We start from the raw sequence: 17,654 nt of genomic DNA, 5'->3' as shown, positions 1-17,654 counted from the left end.
GCGACAACCTTATCCGTCGCGATCGGCACGTGCGCCGACCACCACGGCGGTGGCCGCGACGGTGCTCACCGCCACCGCCGCCAAACCGAAGACCCAGACGTAGCCGGATACGGCAGCCGTGATTCCCAGTGCGAACGCGCCGATACCGGTGCCCGAATCGAAACCGATGTTCCACCCCGCACTGGCAGCACCGAATCGCGCGGGTCCCGAGGCGGTGAAGATCATGACGAGTGATTCGTTCTGTACGGCGCCGAAACCGAACCCGAATGCGATCGCCCCGACGATCAGAATCCACAGCGGCGCACCAGCGGCCACCGCGATCGCGAAAGAAACAAGGCCGAGAACAGCCGACGCCATCGCCGGTACGAGCATGCGGCCCGGGCCGATACGGTCGGCCGCCGCACCCGCTGTGTATCGACCGACCAAAGTTGCTGCGCTGACCACGGCGAGTACCGCACCCGCGAGCGAGGCCCGGTCCGATATCGCGATCGGGAGCAGGCTGGACAGACCGCCGAATGCCGCAGCCACCACGGCGATCGTCGACCACGGCACGAGAATCGCCGCAAGCGGCGGACGCCCCGACTCGCCGGTCCGCGGATGGGGTCGAATGTCGGGCAACCGCGTGATCGCACCGACTGCGAGAATCGGAACCAATGCGCCGAGCAGGAACACGGGAGTTTCGGACCAGCGCTGGTAGACGGCAAGACCCGCAGGCAGTCCGATCACCTGAGCAGCGGAGATCGCGATCCCTTGCGCCCCGGTTGCACGTCCGAGCAGATGTCTCGGCACCAATTCCGCCACGAGGGCGCTGCCGGCGACTGTGAGCATGCCGAAGCCCGAGCCGCGCAATGCCGAGACTGCCAAGACCGGCACTGCGTCAGTGGACAGCAGCAGCAACAGGGACGGAGGACCGAGGAGTCCGCACCCGAGCGCCAGCACGATTCGGTGTCCCCATTGTCGGAGCATCCACGGAACGGCGAGTTGGGTGAGCACGGTCGCCGCCATGAAAATGCCCGTCACACTGCCGGCCAGGGCGTCCGATCCCCCAGCCGCCGAGACGACCAGAGGGACTACGGGAAGCAACACTGCCCACCCGCCGAACGCCGCAGCGCCCATCACCATCGCGGTGACGAGGCCGGGCGTCCGAAGCAACTTCTGCGCAGTGGCCGAATCGCCGGACTCCGACCGCTCGGTCTCGGCCCCGGCCATCACTTCACCCCGATCACTAGATCAACCTGAGAATTCCTGCCACAGCAGCCAACACGGCGATTGCCAACAGCACGCCGGAGGCGAGCTTGTTGATCTTCCACATCGAGTACGACCCGCCGACCGCGATGCCGGCGACGATGAACAGCACGTAGACCCAGAGCACACTCATCCGATCACAAGCTGCCCTTGGTGGAGGGCACGCCGGACACGCGCGGATCGGGCTCGACCGCCTCACGCAGTGCGCGCGCGACGGCCTTGAACTGGGCCTCGGTGATGTGATGGGGATCTCGTCCGTACAGAACCCGAACGTGGAGTGCGATACGCGCATTGAGCGCGATCGACTCGAAGATGTGCCGGTTGATGACCGTCGCGTACGGGACGCCCGGGTAGCCGCCGATCACGGAGTGAACCAGGTGATCCGGCTCGCCGGTGTGAACGCAGTACGGCCGACCCGACACGTCCACGGATGCGTGCGCGAGGGTTTCGTCCATCGGTATGAAGGAATCGCCGAAACGGCGGATTCCCTTCTTGTCGCCCAACGCCTGGCCGAGTGCCTGACCGAACACGATCGAGGTGTCCTCGACGGTATGGTGAGCATCGATCTCGACGTCGCCCTTGGCCTGCACCGACAGATCGAAGCTCGCGTGGGAACCGAGGGCGTTCAGCATGTGATCGAAGAACGGCACACCGGTCGACACGTCGACGCGGCCCGTTCCGTCGAGGTTCAACTCGACGACGATGCTGGACTCCTTGGTGGTCCGTTCGATCCGTGCGATTCGATCGGTCATCCGTGCTCTCCTGCCGTGGCGAGTTCGGTCGCGGCGATCTCGTCGCTCGCCGCGATGAAGGCGTCGTTCTCGGCCGGTAGGCCGATCGTAGTGCGAAGATACCCTGGAATGCCCACGTCGCGAATGAGAACTCCGCGGTCGAGGTAGGCCTGCCAGACTCGCGCGCTGTCCGCGAACTCCCCGAAGAGAACGAAGTTCGCGTCGCTGGGGATCACGCGGAAGCCGGTGTCGGCAAGTGCTTTCGACACCCGCACCCGCTCCCCCGCGAGTGCGTGAACGCTCCCGAGAGTCTCGTCTGCGTGTCGCAGCGCGGCACGGGCGGCGGCCTGCGTGACGACCGAAAGGTGGTACGGAAGTCGAACCAGCAGTAGCGCTTCCACGAAGGCCGGTGCCGCAGCGAGGTATCCGAGCCTGCCACCTGCGAAGGCGAACGCCTTCGACATCGTGCGACTGACTACCAATTTGGTCGGGAACTCGTCGATCAGTCCGATCGCGCTGGGCGCATCCGAGAATTCGGCGTATGCCTCGTCCACCACCACGATCCCGGGCGCCGCGTCCAGGACACGCCGCAATTCCGCGATACCGACGCTGTGCCCTGTCGGGTTGTTGGGGCTCGTGACGAACACCACGTCCGGACGACGCTCGGCGATCGCCGCCACTGCACTGTCCACGTCCAGGGCGAAGTCGTCGCGTCGAAACACCGGCACCCATTCGGTGTCGGTACCGTCCGAAATGATCGGGTGCATCGAGTACGACGGCACGAACCCCATCGCCGAACGGCCGGGCCCGGCGAACGCCTGCAGGACCTGCTGCAAGATCTCGTTCGACCCATTGGCTGCCCAGACGTTGTCCACCGTCACCGAAACCCCGGTCTGCCGCGTGAGGTACGACGCCAGATCCGTCCGCAGGTCCACCGCATCCCGGTCCGGGTAGCGGTGCAACTCCCGCGCGGCAGTCCGCACCGACTCGGCCACGTCGTCCACCAGAGCCTTCGTCGGCGGGTGCGGATTCTCGTTGGTGTTCAGCTGTACCGGCACCGAAAGCTGCGGTGCCCCGTACGCAGACTTTCCACGCAGGTTCTCGCGGATAGGCAGATCGCCGACGCCGATCGACGATCCGGGCGCGGTCACTGCTCGCCGCCGGTACGGAGCGGCTCGAAACGCAACCGAACCGCCTCGCCGTGAGCGGGAAGATCCTCCGCGTTCGCGAGCGCGATGACGTGTCCGGACACCTCTTTCAGCGCCGACTCCGAGTAGTCGACCACATGAATTCCACGCAGGAACGTCTGCACACTGAGACCGGACGAGTGGCGCGCGCATCCTGCCGTCGGCAGAACGTGATTCGAACCCGCGCAGTAGTCGCCGAGACTGACCGGCGCCCACGCACCGACGAAGACCGCACCAGCGCTGGTGACCTTTGCCGCGACACCGGACGCATCCTCGGTCTGGATCTCGAGGTGCTCGGCCGCATACGCATTGACGACACGAAGTCCGGATTCGATGTCGGACACCAGCACGATGCCCGACTGGGACCCGGACAGGGCGGTGGTGACACGCTCACGGTGCCGAGTCGTCTCCAACTGCGCACGCAGCGCGGTGTCCACGGCATCGGCCAGGTCGGGGCTCGTGGTGACGAGCACACTGGCCGCCATCACGTCGTGCTCGGCCTGGCTGATCATGTCCGCCGCCACGTGCACCGCGTCGGCGGTGCCGTCGGCGAGGATCGCGATTTCGGTGGGCCCGGCCTCCGCGTCGATTCCGACGAGACCACGACACAGCCGCTTCGCGGCCGTCACGTAGATGTTGCCCGGGCCCGTGATCAGATCCACCGGAGCCAGTTCGGCGCCGTTCGTATCCGTGCCGCCGTAGGTCAACAGTGCGACTGCCTGTCCGCCGCCGACGGCCCAGACCTCCTCGACACCGAGCAGGGCTGCCGCAGCGAGAATCGTCGGGTGCGGCAGACCGCCGAAGTCGGCCTGCGGCGGCGAGGCGACCACGAGCGATCCGACGCCCGCAGCCTGAGCCGGCACGACGTTCATGACGACGCTGGAGGGATAGACGGCATTGCCGCCAGGCACGTACAGGCCCACCCGATCGACGGGCACCCAGCGCTCGGTGACGACGCCACCGGGAACAACCTCGGTGACCGTGTCGGTTCGCCGCTGGTCGGCATGCACCTTGCGCGTGCGCTCGATCGCGACCTCGAGTGCGGCACGAACATCCGGGTCCAGCTCGGCCAACGCCCGGTCGAGCTCGGCGAGCGGGACCCGCACCTGCTCCGGACGTATCCCGTCGAACTTTTCACTGAGCTCGAGTGCCGCCGCCACGCCGCGGTCACGGACATCCTCGACCACCGGACGAACCTGATGCAGAACCGCGTCCACATCCACTCCACCTCGAGGTAGCGCGGCGCGAAGTTCGGCCGTGGATGGGGTGCGACCACGAAGGTCGGTGCGGGCCAGCATCTTGGGTCCTTCCTGACTGTGTGTGTGCGACGAAGTCCCGGAACGGTCACCGTGAGAGGTCACGGTCGGAACACAGTCGTCTCCGTCGATTATCCAGCACCGAGACGACTTCGCTCTCACCGGTGCGTCGAGGGACCCGACCGGGCCCTGTTTCACAGCACTGGTGCCGCTCCAGCGCCACTGGACGACAGCCACCACATAGCAGACCGTCATCCCGGTTTGCCGAACCTGAAAATACCCTTGGAACTGGGCGTATCCGGCTGAAAGCCCCTTGTCACGGCACCCACGACAGAGGAATGTGGAGAGTACTCGGAGCACGGGACATCACGAACCTGGAACGGCGACCGACACGTTCCCGCACTCATCTGCAAGACCGAAACCTGGAGGAATCATGCTTGGGCTAGCGATTGGATTGGGAGGCGCTGCCGTCGGCATCGGCCTCGGGTTACTGGGTGCCGGAGCGGGAGTTCTGCTCAGCGACGCCACCATCAAATACGACATACGAGAACTCACCGAGTAAGGCTGCGCTGTGTCCCGCACCGAAGGCGCCCCGGAGCGGCGAGTACGAAGGAGCGCCGGCGCCCGTCACCCGGTCGCCTGGATTCACTCCCATGTGACCCGGCGACGGGGTGTCGCCTCGTCGGATCCGGTGCCGGGCGGCGCCGACGAGGTACTCGAAAGGCTTGCGAAGCTCCCCATCAGCACCTGGACCTACGGGTTCGATCACGAGTCCGTGCGCCATCTCGGACCCACCGCCCAGGATTTCGCAGACACGTTCGGATTGGGCAACGACCCTCGTCACATCGCAGCAGTCGACGCCAACGGCGTGTGCATGGCAAGCATTCAGGCGCTCCATCGTCGCCTGGCTCTGATCGAGGACGAGATCAGGCGTACCGGCGACGCGAAGTAGGTGTCGGCATCCTGGGCTAGCCTCCGGCCATGACGAACACACATCACACACTCGACTACATCGAGATTCCCGTGGACGACATGGAGCGCGCCCGCGCCTTCTATCGCGGCGCTTTCGGATGGGCATTCAACGACTACGGCCCCACCTACTCCGGGATACGATCCACCGACGGCGATTCGGAGGTCGGCGGACTGTCCGGTGTGGACGGCGCCGCGCCCCGCACCGGAGGCGTGTTGGTGCTGCTGTATTCCGACGACCTCGACGCCACCGTCGCTGCCGTCGAATCTGCGGGTGGACAAATCCTGCAGGGGCCCTATGCCTTTCCCGGCGGACGACGTTTCCACTTCAGTGACCCAAGCGGCAACGAACTCGGCGTGTGGGCCACTCACTGAGAGTCCGCTACATGTCGAGCCCGAGATCGAGAACGACGACCGAATGTGTCAGGGCTCCGACCGCGAGGTAGTCGACTCCGGTCGCGGCGTACTCGGCGGCAACATCGAGAGTAAGTCCGCCGGAGGACTCGAGTTTGGTAGTCGGTGACGCCGAGTCGCGTCTCTGTACCGCCATCTGCGTCTGCCATAGCGGAAAGTTGTCGAGCAGTACCAATTCGGCTCCCTCGGCAAGGACTTCGTCCAGTTGCTTCAGGTCGTCGACCTCGACTTCGCACTCGATGTCCGGGGCTGCGGCCCGAACCGCGCGCAGCGCCGCCACCACGGAACCGGCGGCCGCGACATGGTTGTCCTTGATGAGCGCTGCATCTCCGAGTCCCATGCGGTGATTGACTCCCCCGCCTACCCGAACGGCGTACTTCTGCAGCGCGCGTAGACCAGGCAGCGTCTTTCGACTGTCCCTGACCTTCGTCCCGGTGCCGTCCACGGCTTCGACCCACTGCGCAGTCGCGGATGCGATGCCGGATAGATGGCACATCAGGTTCAGCATCGTGCGTTCGGCCGTGAGCAGACCGCGGGTGGGCGCGGAGACGGTCAATACCGACTGTCCGGGCGCCACGTGTGTGCCGTCCGCGACTCGATCGAGTACCTCGTAGTTCCGGGAGCCGATCACTTCGTCGAGGACCAGGAGGCCGATGTCGATTCCTGCCACGGTTCCGTGTGCTCGTGACACGACCGAAGCCTCTGCCACTGCGTCGGCAGGAACCGTCGCGGTGGAGGTGATGTCGGCGCCGTATCGAAGATCTTCGTCCAGTGCCGTTCGCAGCAGAGCGATCACTTCTTCGCGGTCGAGGTCGCCCTCGCGCAGACCACCTTCGGTCATCCCTGCACTCCTGTCAGTTGATGTTCGCGGTCCCAATCGGATCCGACACGGCCGCACAGTTCGAGTTCGCCACTGCGCAGTCGCACGTGCACGCTGCGCCGCCACGCATCCGAGGTAGCCGGATGGTCGGTCCTCGTGTGGCAGCCCCGGCTCTCCGTTCGCGTTCGCGCAGCCAAGGCGACGGCGGACGCGGTGAGGGCCAATGCTGCATCTTCGCGCACGGAGGGTTTCAGTGACGTCGTGTGCTCGGCTCGCGATTCCAACTGGGCGGCCAGGGCGGACAGCCCCGCGCCGTCACGGATGACGGACGCGTATTCGGACATCAGACGCTGCACGTCCCGACGTGCCACGACCGCAGTCGGCGGTACGGACACTTCTCCCACTTCCGTGCTCACACCTCTCCGCTCGGAGGCCGCCACACCGACTCGCTCCCCGAGCACGAGGCCCTCGAGAAGGCTGTTCGAGGCCAACCGATTGGCGCCGTGAAGACCGGTTCTCGCTACCTCGCCCGCGGCGTACAGACCGGGTACCGCGGTACGCCCGTGCGTATCGGTCACCACGCCGCCGCACGAGTAGTGCGCAGCCGGCGCCACCGGAATCAAATGTGTCAGTGGATCGATGCCGGATTCCCGACAGGAGGCGGTGATGGTCGGGAATCGCGCTTCGAATCCCCGGATCGCTCGGGCATCCAGATAGACGTGGTCTGCAGCCGATTCCATGAGCCGCGTCGCGATGGCTCGCGACACCACGTCACGCGGGGCGAGGTCGCCACTCGGATGGACGCCCGCGGTCACGGACCGGCCGTCGGCGTCCACCAGCGTCGCGCCCTCTCCCCGCACGGCCTCACTGATCAGCGGACGGCGTCCGGTGCCACCTTCCGCGTACAACACGGTGGGGTGAAACTGAACGAACTCGAGGTCCGCCACCACGGCTCCTGCGGCGAGAGCCAGTGCGATGCCGTCCGCAGTCGCACCCTGCGGGTTGGTACTGCACGAGTAGAGCTGACCGAGCCCGCCGGTCGCGAGAAGAACTGCCGCCGAGTGAACGACGCCGAGGCCTCTGGGTGAATGCACCAGCACGCCCGTCACGCCACGAGCGCCGGTCAGGACTCGGACGACTGTCGAGTCGAACAGGACGGGCAGTCCGAGAGCACTTGCCCGCTGAATCTCCACACCGGTGGCGTCGCCGCCCGCGTGCACGATCCGCGACGCGCTGTGCCCGCCTTCGCGGGTGTACGCCAACCGGCCGTCCACCGCGTGGTCGAAGGCCGCTCCGAGATCCGTGAGAGTGGCCACGGCACCGTCGCCGGCAGCGACGATCGACCTGACGGCGGCCTCGTCACACAGTCCGGCGCCCGCAGCACAGGTATCGACGACGTGCCGCTCGACAGAGTCCGCCGCGTCGTGTCCGTCGACCACCGCGATGCCGCCCTGCGCGAACTGTGTTGCCGTATCGAGACGGCCCCCCTTGCTGACGGTGAGCACCCGCAGTCCCGACCGCGCCGCAGTCCGCGACGCTGTCAGGCCGGCGACACCCCCGCCGACTACCACGAGATCGGCGTGGCCCTCCCAGGAGATCCCCGGGATGGGCATCGTCACTCGCCTCCGCCGGGATTGCCGATGGAGATCATCCGCTGAACCGATGCTCGCGCTCGTTCCGCGGTCGCCGCGTCGACGTGTACCTCGTCCTTGCCCTCGACCAGGCACCGAAGAAGCGCAGCCGGGGTGATCATCTTCATGTAAGGGCAGGATGCGCGCTCGTTGACGGCCTGGAAGTCCACATCGGGCGCGGCCTTGCGCAGCTGGTGCAACATGCCCACCTCGGTGGCGACGAGAACCTGCTTGGCACCGGTGGCGCGGGCCGCGTCGAGCATGCCGCCGGTGGACAGGATCTTCACCTTGTCCTCGGGCACGAATCCTTCGCCCGCGAGGTAGAGCGCCGAGGTGGCACATCCACATTCCGGGTGCACGAACAGTTCGGCGTCCGGGTGCGACTTGGCCTGCGCGGTCAGCTCGTCGCCGTTGATCCCCGCGTGCACGTGGCACTCGCCTGCCCAGATGTGCATGTTCTCGCGGCCGGTAACTCGCTTGACGTGGGCGCCGAGGAACTGGTCGGGAAGGAACAGCACGTCGCGGTCGGGATCGATCGACGCGACGACGTCCACCGCGTTCGAGGAAGTGCAGCAGATATCGGTCAGCCCCTTCACCTCGGCCGTGGTGTTCACGTACGACACCACCACCGCGTCCGGGTAGTCCTCTTTCCAGGCCCGAAGATCGTCCGCCGTGATCGAATCGGCGAGCGAGCAGCCCGCTCGCTCGTCCGGGATCAGGACCGTCTTGTGCGGACTGAGGATCTTCGCCGTCTCGGCCATGAAGTGGACGCCACAGAACACGATGGTGTCCTCGGGAGCTTCGGCCGCGATCCGGGAAAGCGCGAGCGAGTCACCGACGTGGTCGGCGACGTCCTGGATCGCGGGAAGCTGGTAGTTGTGCGCCAACAGTGTCGCCCCACGCGCACGCGCCAGGCGTTTGATCTCGGCGGCCCATTCTTCGCTCCCCTCGACACCCGTGTATCCGCCGGGGCCATCCTGGATCTGCGAGGTGTTCCCCGCCCACAACGTGCTCGTCATGGCGTGCTCCTTCACCGTGAACCCGGGCGGGGTGGCCCGGATTTCCTGAATCGAGGTTTTCGACTTAGGATCGAAAACATGCCCAATAGTAGCACCGCCACCCATGAAGTCCTCACTGCGGTCTTCCAGGTTCGCGGTGAGGAGCAACCAGAACTGGCTGTACTTCTGTGGCAACGAGCCCTCGAACCAGCCAAGGGAACCTGGTCGCTCCCCGGTGGAAACCTCCGCAGCGACGAGGACATGTCGACGTCCGCGCACCGCCAACTGGCCGAGAAGGTGGACGTCCGCAAGGTCGCCCACCTCGAGCAACTGTCCGTGTTCAGCGCCCCCGATCGCGTACCCGGACCACGAAGGATCGCTTCCACGTTCCTGGGGCTGGTCCCGTTGACGTCCGATCCGAAACTCCCGCCGGACACCACCTGGCATCCCGTGTCCGATCTACCGGACATGTCGTTCGACCACGGGACCGTCGTTCGACACGCCCGCAACCGACTGGCCGCGAAACTCTCCTACACCAACATCGCCTACGGACTCGCGCCCGAGGAATTCGCGATGTCGACGCTGCGAGAAATCTATTGCGCGGCACTCGGATACCAGGTCGATGCGACGAACCTTCAGCGCGTACTGAGCCGACGCGGCGTACTCACCGCAACGGGGCACACGGCCAAGTCGGGCAGGGCGGGCGGCCGTCCACCCGCGTTGTATCGCTTCACCGACTCGACACTTCGCGTGACAGACGAGTTCGCGGCCCTGCGGCCCCCTACCTGACGCTCAGCTCACGATCCTCGAAGTGCTGTGATCGACATCGAAATCCTCGATGGTGGGTTCGTCGTCGGGACCGGACAGACCGAGGTCGTCGTAGGGATTGAGAGCTGCCAACACCACAGTGGTCACCAACGCTGCGATGGGTTGAAAGATCAGCACCAGAAGGGTCCCCAGCCCGGGCGCCACTGCGACCACATCGCCTGCCTGCACACTCGCAGGCTGCGGAAATCGTAGACCCGCGACGCCGATCCCGGCCGCGGCCATCACCGCGGCGCCGGCCAGCGAACCGATCAGCAATCCGGCAACGGCGAGTGGCCCGCGGCCACCCCGGGTGATCCACACAGCGGCAGCCGAAACGATGCCGACGAACAGACCTGCACACGCGAGCATCGCCGACGCATCGAATCGATGCAGACTCTCACCCGTGAGCGGCAGCATCCGTCCGGAAGACAGGACGAGGTCGTGCTCGGACGGAGCCACCACACCCCACACGATTCCGACCACGCCACTGGCGACCGTCACAGCGCACCCGGCGAGCGCGGCCGCGCCGAGCGGAGTTCCCCGAAGATCCTTCACGCAGACCGACGCTACCTCCGGCCGAGGCCGATGGAATCGAACACGCCGTGACGTGAGCATTTCGCCCACCACCCGTCCGGGCTGATCTGCACGATCATCCGCCGCCCACACTCCGAACAGAATCTGGGCGGCTCCAGCCCGAGTTGTGCCGCAGTCGGGACCACGTCATCGACTCCCGGCACGACCCTGCGGCCGGTGTAGACGTTGTAGAGCTGACCGAGTGGAGTCTCGGGGTCGCCGCCGCCGAGGGACTCGTCCGCCACCACCGGTGGCATCACAGCGTGTCGTTCAGTGCCTTGATGGGCATCTGGAGATCGACCAACAGATCGAGGTCCTGTTCGGCCGGCCGGCCGAGCGTCGTCAGGTAGTTGCCGACGATTACGGCGTTGATGCCACCCAGGATCCCCTGCTGCGCGCCGAGGTCGCCGAGGGTGATCTCACGGCCACCTGCGAACCGCAGGATGGTCCGCGGTAGCGCAAGGCGAAATGCCGCGACGGATTTGAGCGCCTCGCTCGCCGGGAGAACTTCGAGATCACCGAAAGGTGTTCCGGGACGAGGGTTCAGGAAGTTGAGGGGCACCTCGTCGGGCTCGAGTTCCGCCAGATTCACTGCGAACTCGGCGCGCTGCTCGAGGCTCTCCCCCATGCCGAGAATTCCGCCGCAGCACACCTCCATGCCCGCTTCGCGCACCATCCGCAGCGTGTTCCACCGCTCTTCCCATGTGTGCGTGGTGACGACGTTCGGGAAGTGCGACTTCGACGTCTCGAGGTTGTGGTTGTACCGGTGCACACCCATCGCCGCGAGCTGATCGACCTGGTCCTGGGTGAGCATGCCGAGCGAGCAGGCGATCTGGATGTCCACCTCGTTGCGGATCGCCTCGATGCCGGCGGCGACCTGAGCGAGCAGGCGGTCGTCCGGTCCGCGCACGGCCGCGACGATGCAGAACTCGCTGGCTCCCGACTTCGCGGTCTGCTTGGCCGCCTCCACCAGCGAGGGGATGTCGAGCCACGCCGCCCGCACCGGCGACTGGAACAGGCCGGACTGCGAACAGAAGTGGCAGTCCTCCGGGCACCCTCCGGTCTTGAGGCTGATGATGCCCTCGACCTCCACCTCCGGACCGCACCACTTCATGCGCACGTCGTGCGCCAGCGACAGCAGGTCTTCGAGGCGGTCCTCACCGAGCCGCAGCACTTCGAGAACCTGCGCTTCGTTCAAGGGCTCTCCGCGTTCGAGAACCTGCTCACGCGCGATGGCGAGGATGTCTGTCTGGACCGGGGCCGACGTCACACGAATCTCCTGGGGGCTGAACGAACGTAGAATTGAACACCGTACAAGTTGAACGGCGTTCACGTTAGATCCGTGGTGGAATGGTGTCAAAGGTCCGTACCGCTATCCGAATCGACAGAGAGCGGAAGAAGTGCAACTCAGACGAGCCGACGTCCTGAACGGCGCAATGACGATCCTGGACGAATACGGCCTGGCAGACCTGACGATGCGGCGCCTCGCCACCTCGCTGGACGTCCAACCCGGCGCCCTGTACTGGCACTTCCCGAACAAGCAGACCCTGCTCGGCGCCATGGCCGACCGCATCGTCGAGGACGTCGACGACACCGACGGTCTACCCGACGAATGGTCGCAGCGCCTCACCGCATTGACGCACCGCCTGCGTTCGGCACTGCTGGCCCACCGCGACGCGGCAGAACTCGTCTCCGCCACCTACGCCTCACGCATGACGAACAGTCGGGTCAGGGAAAGCTTCGCCGGCGCCGCAGCACTGTCCGGAATGCGCCCCGAGCACGCCGAGTTGGCGTCGTACTCGTTGCTCTACTACGTGCTCGGACACACCGTGGACGAGCAGTCCCACACGCAGATGTCCTCGGTCGGCGCGCTGACCCGCGACACCATTGCGCCCGGCGCCCCTGCGTCTGCGCTGGCCGACTACGACGAAGACCTACAAGCCGGCGACCCGGACACACGATTCGACTTCGGATTGAACCTGTTCGTGGACGGAATCCGCGCCAGACTGAAAGAGTCCACGCCGCACCGCTGACGGAGCACACTGAAGTCACGTTTGCTCACCCAGCAGAGGGGCTCCACGTGATGATCCGGTCGGCAATCGCTGTTCTCGCGACAACTGTCGTCGCCATGATGACCGTGACCCCCACTGCGGGTGCGCAGGATCTCTCGCCGGGCACTGTCGTCGACGTCGGGGTGCTACCCGCCGAGTCGTGGCTGGCTGGAACCGAGCGTGCCCACATGGTGACGTATCGAACCACCGGACCCACCGGACCGGCGCTGAGCACCGGCGCTGTGTTCGTGCCGTCCGGCCCCGCCCCCGAGGGCGGTTGGCCGGTCGTGTCGTGGGCGCACGGGACCGTCGGAATCGCCGACGAGTGTGCGCCGACGACAACGGGCAAGATCGGCGGAGCGTATGTGACGCACTGGTTCTCGCAGGGATACGCGGTGGTGGCCACCGACTACGTCGGACTCGGCACGCCCGGACTGCATCCGTATCTCGACGGCCCGTCCGAGGCGCACGCGGTCATCGACATGGTTCGCGCGGCACGGGCTGTCGAGTCCGAACTGTCGTCGCGGTGGGTGACGATCGGACAGTCACAGGGCGGCCACGCCGCTCTCGCCACGGCCACCGTCGCGACGGAGTACGCCCCCGAACTCGACTTCCGTGGCGCGGTCGCTACCGGGCCTCCGTCGAACATCGAGAATCTGGCGGTGTTGGGCGGACCCGACTTCCCGGAGATCCCGCTGGAGGGCAGCACCGTGTTCATCGCCTACGCACTCGCCGGGCTCCGCGCCGCACGACCGGACGTCGACATCGATTCGTTCCTGAGCGCCGACGGACGCGCCGCCCTGCAGGTTGCGGAGAAGTACTGCTACGAGGAGGCAGCAGAGCACCTCGTCGGCACGACCATCGGCGACCTCCTGTCGCGTTCGCTCGACGATGCCGTGTTTCTCGCTGCCGCACACAGCGCTCTGCACGTACCCACCACGGGATACGACCGCCCCTTGTTCATCGGACAGGGACTCGCGGACACGATGGTGCCCGCCCCCATGACCTTCGCCTTGGCGGCACAACTCGCGGCTGCAGGCGAGCGGTTCGAGTTCAGGACCTATCCGACCGGGCACCTGCCGACCATGCCGGCGTCACTGCCGGACACGACGCCGTTCGTGGCACGCATCCTGTCCGACTGAGTCCGCGGAGACCGGCCGACGATTAGGCTGATGCCGTGCGGAAACTGACCTTCGGCATGAATGTGAGCCTCGACGGCTACATCGCCGCACCCGGCGACGACATCGGCTGGAGCGTGCCGAGCGACGAGCTGTTCCAGTGGTGGTCCGACCGGGTGAGCACGACGGGCCTGGCGCTGTACGGGCGCAAACTGTGGGAGACGATGAACTCCCACTGGCCGACCGCCGACCAGCAGCCCGATGTCACACCGGCGGAGATCGAGTTCGCCCACCGCTGGCGGGACATGCCGAAGGCGGTGTTCTCCTCGACGATCAGCACGGTCGACGGGAACGCCCGCCTGATCACCGGCGACGCGGTCACCGAGATCACCCGGTTCAAGGCAGAGGACGCCGGTCCGATGGACGTCGGCGGCGCCACACTCGCAGCGGCCGCTATGCGGGCCGGGCTGATCGACGAGTACGTGTTGGCCACGGCACCCGTCCTCGTGGGCAGCGGCACGCCCTTCTTCACCGCCCTCGAAAACTGGGTGAATTTGACACTTGTCGAGACCCGGACGTTCCCCGAGGGCGTGGTACTGACCCGGTACGAAACCAAGCGCTGAGCCACTCGGGATCGAACCGGCCCGCGGCGGTCCTGATGAATTCTTCACGACCGAGTCGGCCGCTTCCGGCACGGACCCGCCCGACGACGGGAACACCCGTCACGGCCGGAAGGTCTTCGAGATTGCAGAGTTCGGCGAGGCCCGGCTCCTCCGGCCACGAGCCGATCACCAGGCCACCGCACGTCACGCCCGCGGATCTCAGTGCCCGAACGGTCAACTCCGAGTGGTTGAGCGTCCCCAGGTCAGCGGAAGCGACCACGACCACCGGCGCACCCAGCTCGGCCGCCACGTCGGACACAGTGAACCCGTCCGTCCCAATCCGCACCAGGAGACCGCCCGCCCCTTCTACGAGAACCAGGTCGTGCGAGTCGGCAAGCACTTCGACCGCACCGACCACGTCCGCGCACGAGATCATCGGCAGTCCGGATCGCCTCGCAGCCGTATCGGGAGCCAACGGATCCGGATACCGGACCAATTCGACGAGATCGGTGACACCGCTGAGCCGCTCGATCTCCGCGAGGTCTCCCGGTTCCCCGGGGGCGACGCCGGTCTGCGCAGGTTTGCACACCGCCACCGTTCGCCCCGATGCGGTCGCGGCGGCGGCCAACGCAGCGGTGACCACGGTCTTGCCGACATCGGTGGAGGTGCCCGTCACCATGAGAACACTCATGCGTGCGCGCCTGACAGCACCTCGGCCAGGACCGATTCGATCAGCGTCATGTCGTCCTCGTTCAGGGTCGCTCGCGCAGTCAACCGCAGACGTGACGTTCCCTCCGGAACCGACGGTGGCCGAAAGCAACCGACGTGCAGCCCGCGCGCTCGGCATGCAGCGGCCGCATCGAATGCGCGCTGCGGATCACCCAGAATCACCGAAACCACAGCAGACTGCGGTGTGGTGGCACCGGTCATCTCGGCGAGCTGGTGTGCGCGGGCGAGAACTCGATGTGCTCGTTCGGGTTCCCGGACGAGAACGCCGAGTGCAGCGCGCGCCGCGCCCACCGCCGCCGGCGCCAATCCGGTGTCGAAGATGAAAGTGCGCGCCGCATCGATCAAATGGGCGCGTACCTTGCCTGAAGCAAGCACGGCGCCGCCCTGACTAGCGAGGGACTTCGACAACGTCGCTGTCACCACCACGTCCGACTCCCCTGCCAACCCCACCTCGTGAACGAGTCCCCTGCCACCGTTGCCGCGAACTCCGACCCCGTGCGCTTCGTCGACGAGCAGCAGCGCACCGTTCGCCCGGCACGCGGCGTGCAAGTCGAGCAGGGGTGCCAGATCGCCGTCGGCACTGAACACGGAATCGGTGAGGACGAGTGCGCGGGCCTCGGTGCGCGAAGCCAGCGCATCGGCGACGAAGCCGGGAGCGTTGTGTGGGGCGACCACCACGCGGGACCGCGACAACCGGCACGCGTCGACGAGCGAGGCATGACTGCCCGCATCGGATATCACCAGGGCATCGCGACCGGCGAGAGCTGTCACCGCGCCGAGGTTTGCGGCGTATCCGGACGAGAACACCAGACTGGATTCGGCGCCGACGAACTCGGCCAATTCCTGCTCGAGCAAGTCGTGTTCGGTGGTCGATCCGGTGACCAGCCGCGAACCGGTCGCCCCGCCGCCCCAGCGCCGAACGGCGTCGATCGCGCCTTCGACGACATCGGGGTGGCGGACCAGGCCGAGATAGTCGTTGGAGGCGAGGTCGACCGGCTCGCCCACCGCTCGGCGAGGCCGGAGCTCACGGCGCAGGCCGGCGTCTCGACGAGCGCCCGCGATCTCGTCCAGCCAGGTCAATGACGTGCATTCGGTGCCCACGGTCCTCGACCATACTCGACTTGAACACTGTTCAACCCGCGTGGTGGTGCCCGATTCGTGGCCGCTATCGTCGGGAAGGTGACTGGATTGCCCACCACCCGACTCACCCCGACTCAGCTCTCCCCCGCTCGGATCTCCGAACTGGACGCCGAACACCTGTGGCATCCGTACGGTGCGATACCGGCGTCCACCCGTCCACTCGTCGTCGAGAGTGCGAGCGGCACACGGCTGCGCTTGGCGGACGGGCGGGAACTGATCGACGGAATGAGCAGTTGGTGGGCCGCCGTGCACGGCTACGGTCACCCGGCCCTCGATGCGGCCGCGAAAGCTCAACTCGGGCGCATGAGCCATGTGATGTTCGGCGGTCTCACCCACGAGCCCGCGGCCCGGCTGGCCGAGTTGCTCGTCGACATCACACCGGACGGACTCGACCGGGTATTCCTCGCAGATTCGGGTTCCGTGTCCGTGGAGGTCGCCGTGAAGATGGCGCTGCAATACTGGCGCAGTCGCGGTCGCCCCGACAAGAATCGCCTGCTCACGTGGCGGGGCGGATATCACGGCGACACGTTCGCGCCGATGAGTGTGTGCGACCCGGACGGCGGGATGCACTCACTGTGGACCGACGTGCTCACCCGCCAGATCTTCGCGCCGAAACCGCCGACCGACTTCGAAACTTCGTACGTGAACGAACTCGAAGCGATTGTCACCGAGCATCGCGACGAGTTGGCCGCGATCATCGTCGAGCCGGTCGTTCAGGGAGCGGGTGGAATGCGGTTCCACGATCCGCAGTATCTGATCGAACTGCGGAGGCTTTGCGACGACAACGATCTCCTCCTGATCTTCGACGAGATCGCGACCGGTTTCGGCCGGACCGGCGAACTGTTCGCCGCGAACCACGCGGGTGTGGCACCGGACGTGATGTGTGTCGGCAAGGCGCTCACCGGCGGTTATCTGACACTCGCTGCCACTCTGTGCTCCTCGGAGGTCGGTTCTGTCATCAGCGCGGGCGAGGCAGGCGGGCTGATGCACGGCCCCACCTTCATGGCCAATCCTCTTGCCTGCGCAGTGGCCGTGGCATCGACCGAACTCCTACTCTCGCGCGATTGGCAGGGCGAGGTCGCCGCCCTGACCCGCGGGCTCGAACGGGGACTCGAACCCGCCCGCGAGATCGACGGGGTCGTGGACGTGCGAGTACTGGGCGGAATCGGCGTCATCGAAATGGGCGCCCCTGTCGACATGGACGCTGCCACGAGCGCGGCGGTAGATGCGGGAGTGTGGCTCCGTCCGTTCCGTACCCTGATCTATGCGATGCCGCCCTACATCTGCACGGACGAGGACATCGCGACCATCTGTTCGGGAATGGTTGCGGCAGCGCACGCGGGATCGGCGTCGACGCGAACCTGATCGCCTACGCGGCTAGTG

General features: G+C 66.4%; 21 protein-coding genes. 8 read left to right on the top strand and 13 right to left on the bottom strand.

Annotated elements, in window-relative coordinates; all coding sequences use genetic code 11:
- Window positions 1-9 precede the first annotated feature (9 nt).
- From ACZI8R_RS10855 to hisD, 5 genes are read right to left on the bottom strand one after another with little or no spacing between them, the layout of a single operon-like run.
- Window positions 10-1,209: an MFS transporter gene (locus ACZI8R_RS10855; protein WP_463379603.1), complete on the bottom strand. Its 1,200-nt coding sequence runs from the start codon at window positions 1,207-1,209 to the stop codon at window positions 10-12.
- 16 nt (window positions 1,210-1,225) lie between these two features.
- Complete coding sequence (locus ACZI8R_RS10850) at window positions 1,226-1,378, bottom strand: hypothetical protein (protein WP_463379602.1); 153 nt, start codon at window positions 1,376-1,378, stop codon at window positions 1,226-1,228.
- A 4-nt stretch (window positions 1,379-1,382) separates the two neighbouring features.
- Complete coding sequence (gene hisB / locus ACZI8R_RS10845; RefSeq protein ID WP_463379601.1) at window positions 1,383-1,997, bottom strand: imidazoleglycerol-phosphate dehydratase HisB; 615 nt, start codon at window positions 1,995-1,997, stop codon at window positions 1,383-1,385.
- Window positions 1,994-3,127 carry a histidinol-phosphate transaminase gene (locus tag ACZI8R_RS10840; RefSeq protein ID WP_463379600.1) on the bottom strand — a complete coding sequence of 378 codons (1,134 nt, stop codon included), beginning with the start codon at window positions 3,125-3,127 and terminating at the stop codon, window positions 1,994-1,996. The genes hisB and ACZI8R_RS10840 overlap by 4 nt, the downstream gene beginning before the upstream one ends.
- Window positions 3,124-4,461: a histidinol dehydrogenase gene (gene hisD / locus ACZI8R_RS10835; protein WP_463379599.1), complete on the bottom strand. Its 1,338-nt coding sequence runs from the start codon at window positions 4,459-4,461 to the stop codon at window positions 3,124-3,126. Before hisD ends, ACZI8R_RS10840 begins: the two co-directional genes overlap by 4 nt.
- A 391-nt stretch (window positions 4,462-4,852) precedes the next feature.
- Here hisD and ACZI8R_RS10830 point away from each other — a divergent pair, with 391 nt between their 5' ends.
- From ACZI8R_RS10830 to ACZI8R_RS10820, 3 genes are read left to right on the top strand one after another with little or no spacing between them, the layout of a single operon-like run.
- Window positions 4,853-4,981 carry a hypothetical protein gene (locus ACZI8R_RS10830; protein WP_463379598.1) on the top strand — a complete coding sequence of 43 codons (129 nt, stop codon included), beginning with the start codon at window positions 4,853-4,855 and terminating at the stop codon, window positions 4,979-4,981.
- Between the two features lie 9 nt (window positions 4,982-4,990).
- Window positions 4,991-5,371, top strand: coding sequence for a tail fiber domain-containing protein (locus ACZI8R_RS10825; protein ID WP_463379597.1), 381 nt, complete (start codon window positions 4,991-4,993; stop codon window positions 5,369-5,371).
- Between the two features lie 29 nt (window positions 5,372-5,400).
- Window positions 5,401-5,763, top strand: coding sequence for a VOC family protein (locus tag ACZI8R_RS10820; protein WP_463379596.1), 363 nt, complete (start codon window positions 5,401-5,403; stop codon window positions 5,761-5,763).
- A 7-nt stretch (window positions 5,764-5,770) separates the two neighbouring features.
- Here the strand turns inward: ACZI8R_RS10820 and nadC are convergent, their stop codons facing one another.
- The 3 genes from nadC to nadA are packed head-to-tail and all read right to left on the bottom strand — an operon-like array spanning window position 5,771 to window position 9,272.
- Window positions 5,771-6,643 (bottom strand): carboxylating nicotinate-nucleotide diphosphorylase, encoded by an 873-nt coding sequence (nadC, locus tag ACZI8R_RS10815; RefSeq protein WP_463379595.1) that lies wholly within the window; start codon window positions 6,641-6,643, stop codon window positions 5,771-5,773.
- Window positions 6,640-8,241, bottom strand: a complete 1,602-nt coding sequence (locus ACZI8R_RS10810) for an L-aspartate oxidase (RefSeq protein ID WP_463379594.1) — start codon at window positions 8,239-8,241, stop codon at window positions 6,640-6,642. The genes nadC and ACZI8R_RS10810 overlap by 4 nt, the downstream gene beginning before the upstream one ends.
- A complete protein-coding gene (nadA, locus tag ACZI8R_RS10805; RefSeq protein WP_463379593.1) occupies window positions 8,238-9,272 on the bottom strand; it encodes a quinolinate synthase NadA in 1,035 nt (344 codons plus the stop codon). The genes ACZI8R_RS10810 and nadA overlap by 4 nt, the downstream gene beginning before the upstream one ends.
- Window positions 9,273-9,350: 78 nt before the next feature.
- On the opposite strand from nadA, the gene ACZI8R_RS10800 reads away from it, so the two are divergent.
- Entirely contained in the window at window positions 9,351-10,040 is a 690-nt protein-coding gene (locus ACZI8R_RS10800; protein WP_463379592.1) for an NUDIX hydrolase, read from the top strand.
- 3 nt (window positions 10,041-10,043) lie between these two features.
- On the opposite strand, the gene ACZI8R_RS10795 is transcribed toward ACZI8R_RS10800, so the two are convergent.
- The 3 genes from ACZI8R_RS10795 to bioB are packed head-to-tail and all read right to left on the bottom strand — an operon-like array spanning window position 10,044 to window position 11,901.
- On the bottom strand, window positions 10,044-10,613 hold the full coding sequence (locus ACZI8R_RS10795; protein WP_463379591.1) for a DUF2567 domain-containing protein: 570 nt from the start codon (window positions 10,611-10,613) through the stop codon (window positions 10,044-10,046).
- A gap of 11 nt (window positions 10,614-10,624) precedes the next feature.
- Window positions 10,625-10,888 (bottom strand): biotin synthase auxiliary protein BsaP, encoded by a 264-nt coding sequence (bsaP, locus tag ACZI8R_RS10790; RefSeq protein WP_463379590.1) that lies wholly within the window; start codon window positions 10,886-10,888, stop codon window positions 10,625-10,627.
- Complete coding sequence (gene bioB / locus ACZI8R_RS10785) at window positions 10,888-11,901, bottom strand: biotin synthase BioB (protein WP_463379589.1); 1,014 nt, start codon at window positions 11,899-11,901, stop codon at window positions 10,888-10,890. Before bioB ends, bsaP begins: the two co-directional genes overlap by 1 nt.
- 130 nt (window positions 11,902-12,031) lie before the next feature.
- Between bioB and ACZI8R_RS10780 the strand changes: the two genes are divergently transcribed.
- Genes ACZI8R_RS10780 through ACZI8R_RS10770 form a run of 3 tightly spaced genes read left to right on the top strand, consistent with a single transcriptional unit; the run spans window position 12,032 to window position 14,423 of the window.
- A complete protein-coding gene (locus ACZI8R_RS10780; protein ID WP_463379588.1) occupies window positions 12,032-12,664 on the top strand; it encodes a TetR/AcrR family transcriptional regulator C-terminal domain-containing protein in 633 nt (210 codons plus the stop codon).
- Window positions 12,665-12,714: 50 nt separating this feature from the next.
- Window positions 12,715-13,824, top strand: a complete 1,110-nt coding sequence (locus ACZI8R_RS10775; protein ID WP_463379688.1) for a lipase family protein — start codon at window positions 12,715-12,717, stop codon at window positions 13,822-13,824.
- A 35-nt stretch (window positions 13,825-13,859) separates the two neighbouring features.
- The gene (locus tag ACZI8R_RS10770; RefSeq protein WP_463379587.1) at window positions 13,860-14,423 is read left to right on the top strand and encodes a dihydrofolate reductase family protein; all 564 of its coding nucleotides are present in this window, start codon (window positions 13,860-13,862) and stop codon (window positions 14,421-14,423) included.
- Here the strand turns inward: ACZI8R_RS10770 and bioD are convergent.
- The gene (gene bioD, locus ACZI8R_RS10765; RefSeq protein ID WP_463379586.1) at window positions 14,329-15,093 is read right to left on the bottom strand and encodes a dethiobiotin synthase; all 765 of its coding nucleotides are present in this window, start codon (window positions 15,091-15,093) and stop codon (window positions 14,329-14,331) included. The genes ACZI8R_RS10770 and bioD overlap by 95 nt on opposite strands.
- Complete coding sequence (locus ACZI8R_RS10760; RefSeq protein WP_463379585.1) at window positions 15,090-16,232, bottom strand: 8-amino-7-oxononanoate synthase; 1,143 nt, start codon at window positions 16,230-16,232, stop codon at window positions 15,090-15,092. Before ACZI8R_RS10760 ends, bioD begins: the two co-directional genes overlap by 4 nt.
- Window positions 16,233-16,319: 87 nt before the next feature.
- Here ACZI8R_RS10760 and ACZI8R_RS10755 point away from each other — a divergent pair, with 87 nt between their 5' ends.
- Entirely contained in the window at window positions 16,320-17,636 is a 1,317-nt protein-coding gene (locus ACZI8R_RS10755; RefSeq protein WP_463379687.1) for an adenosylmethionine--8-amino-7-oxononanoate transaminase, read from the top strand.
- Window positions 17,637-17,654: the final 18 nt, after the last annotated feature.

This window comes from Rhodococcus huquni (assembly GCF_055231055.1).
Note: the sequence above shows the minus strand (reverse complement) of the source record. Positions and strands in the feature narration are given on the sequence as shown.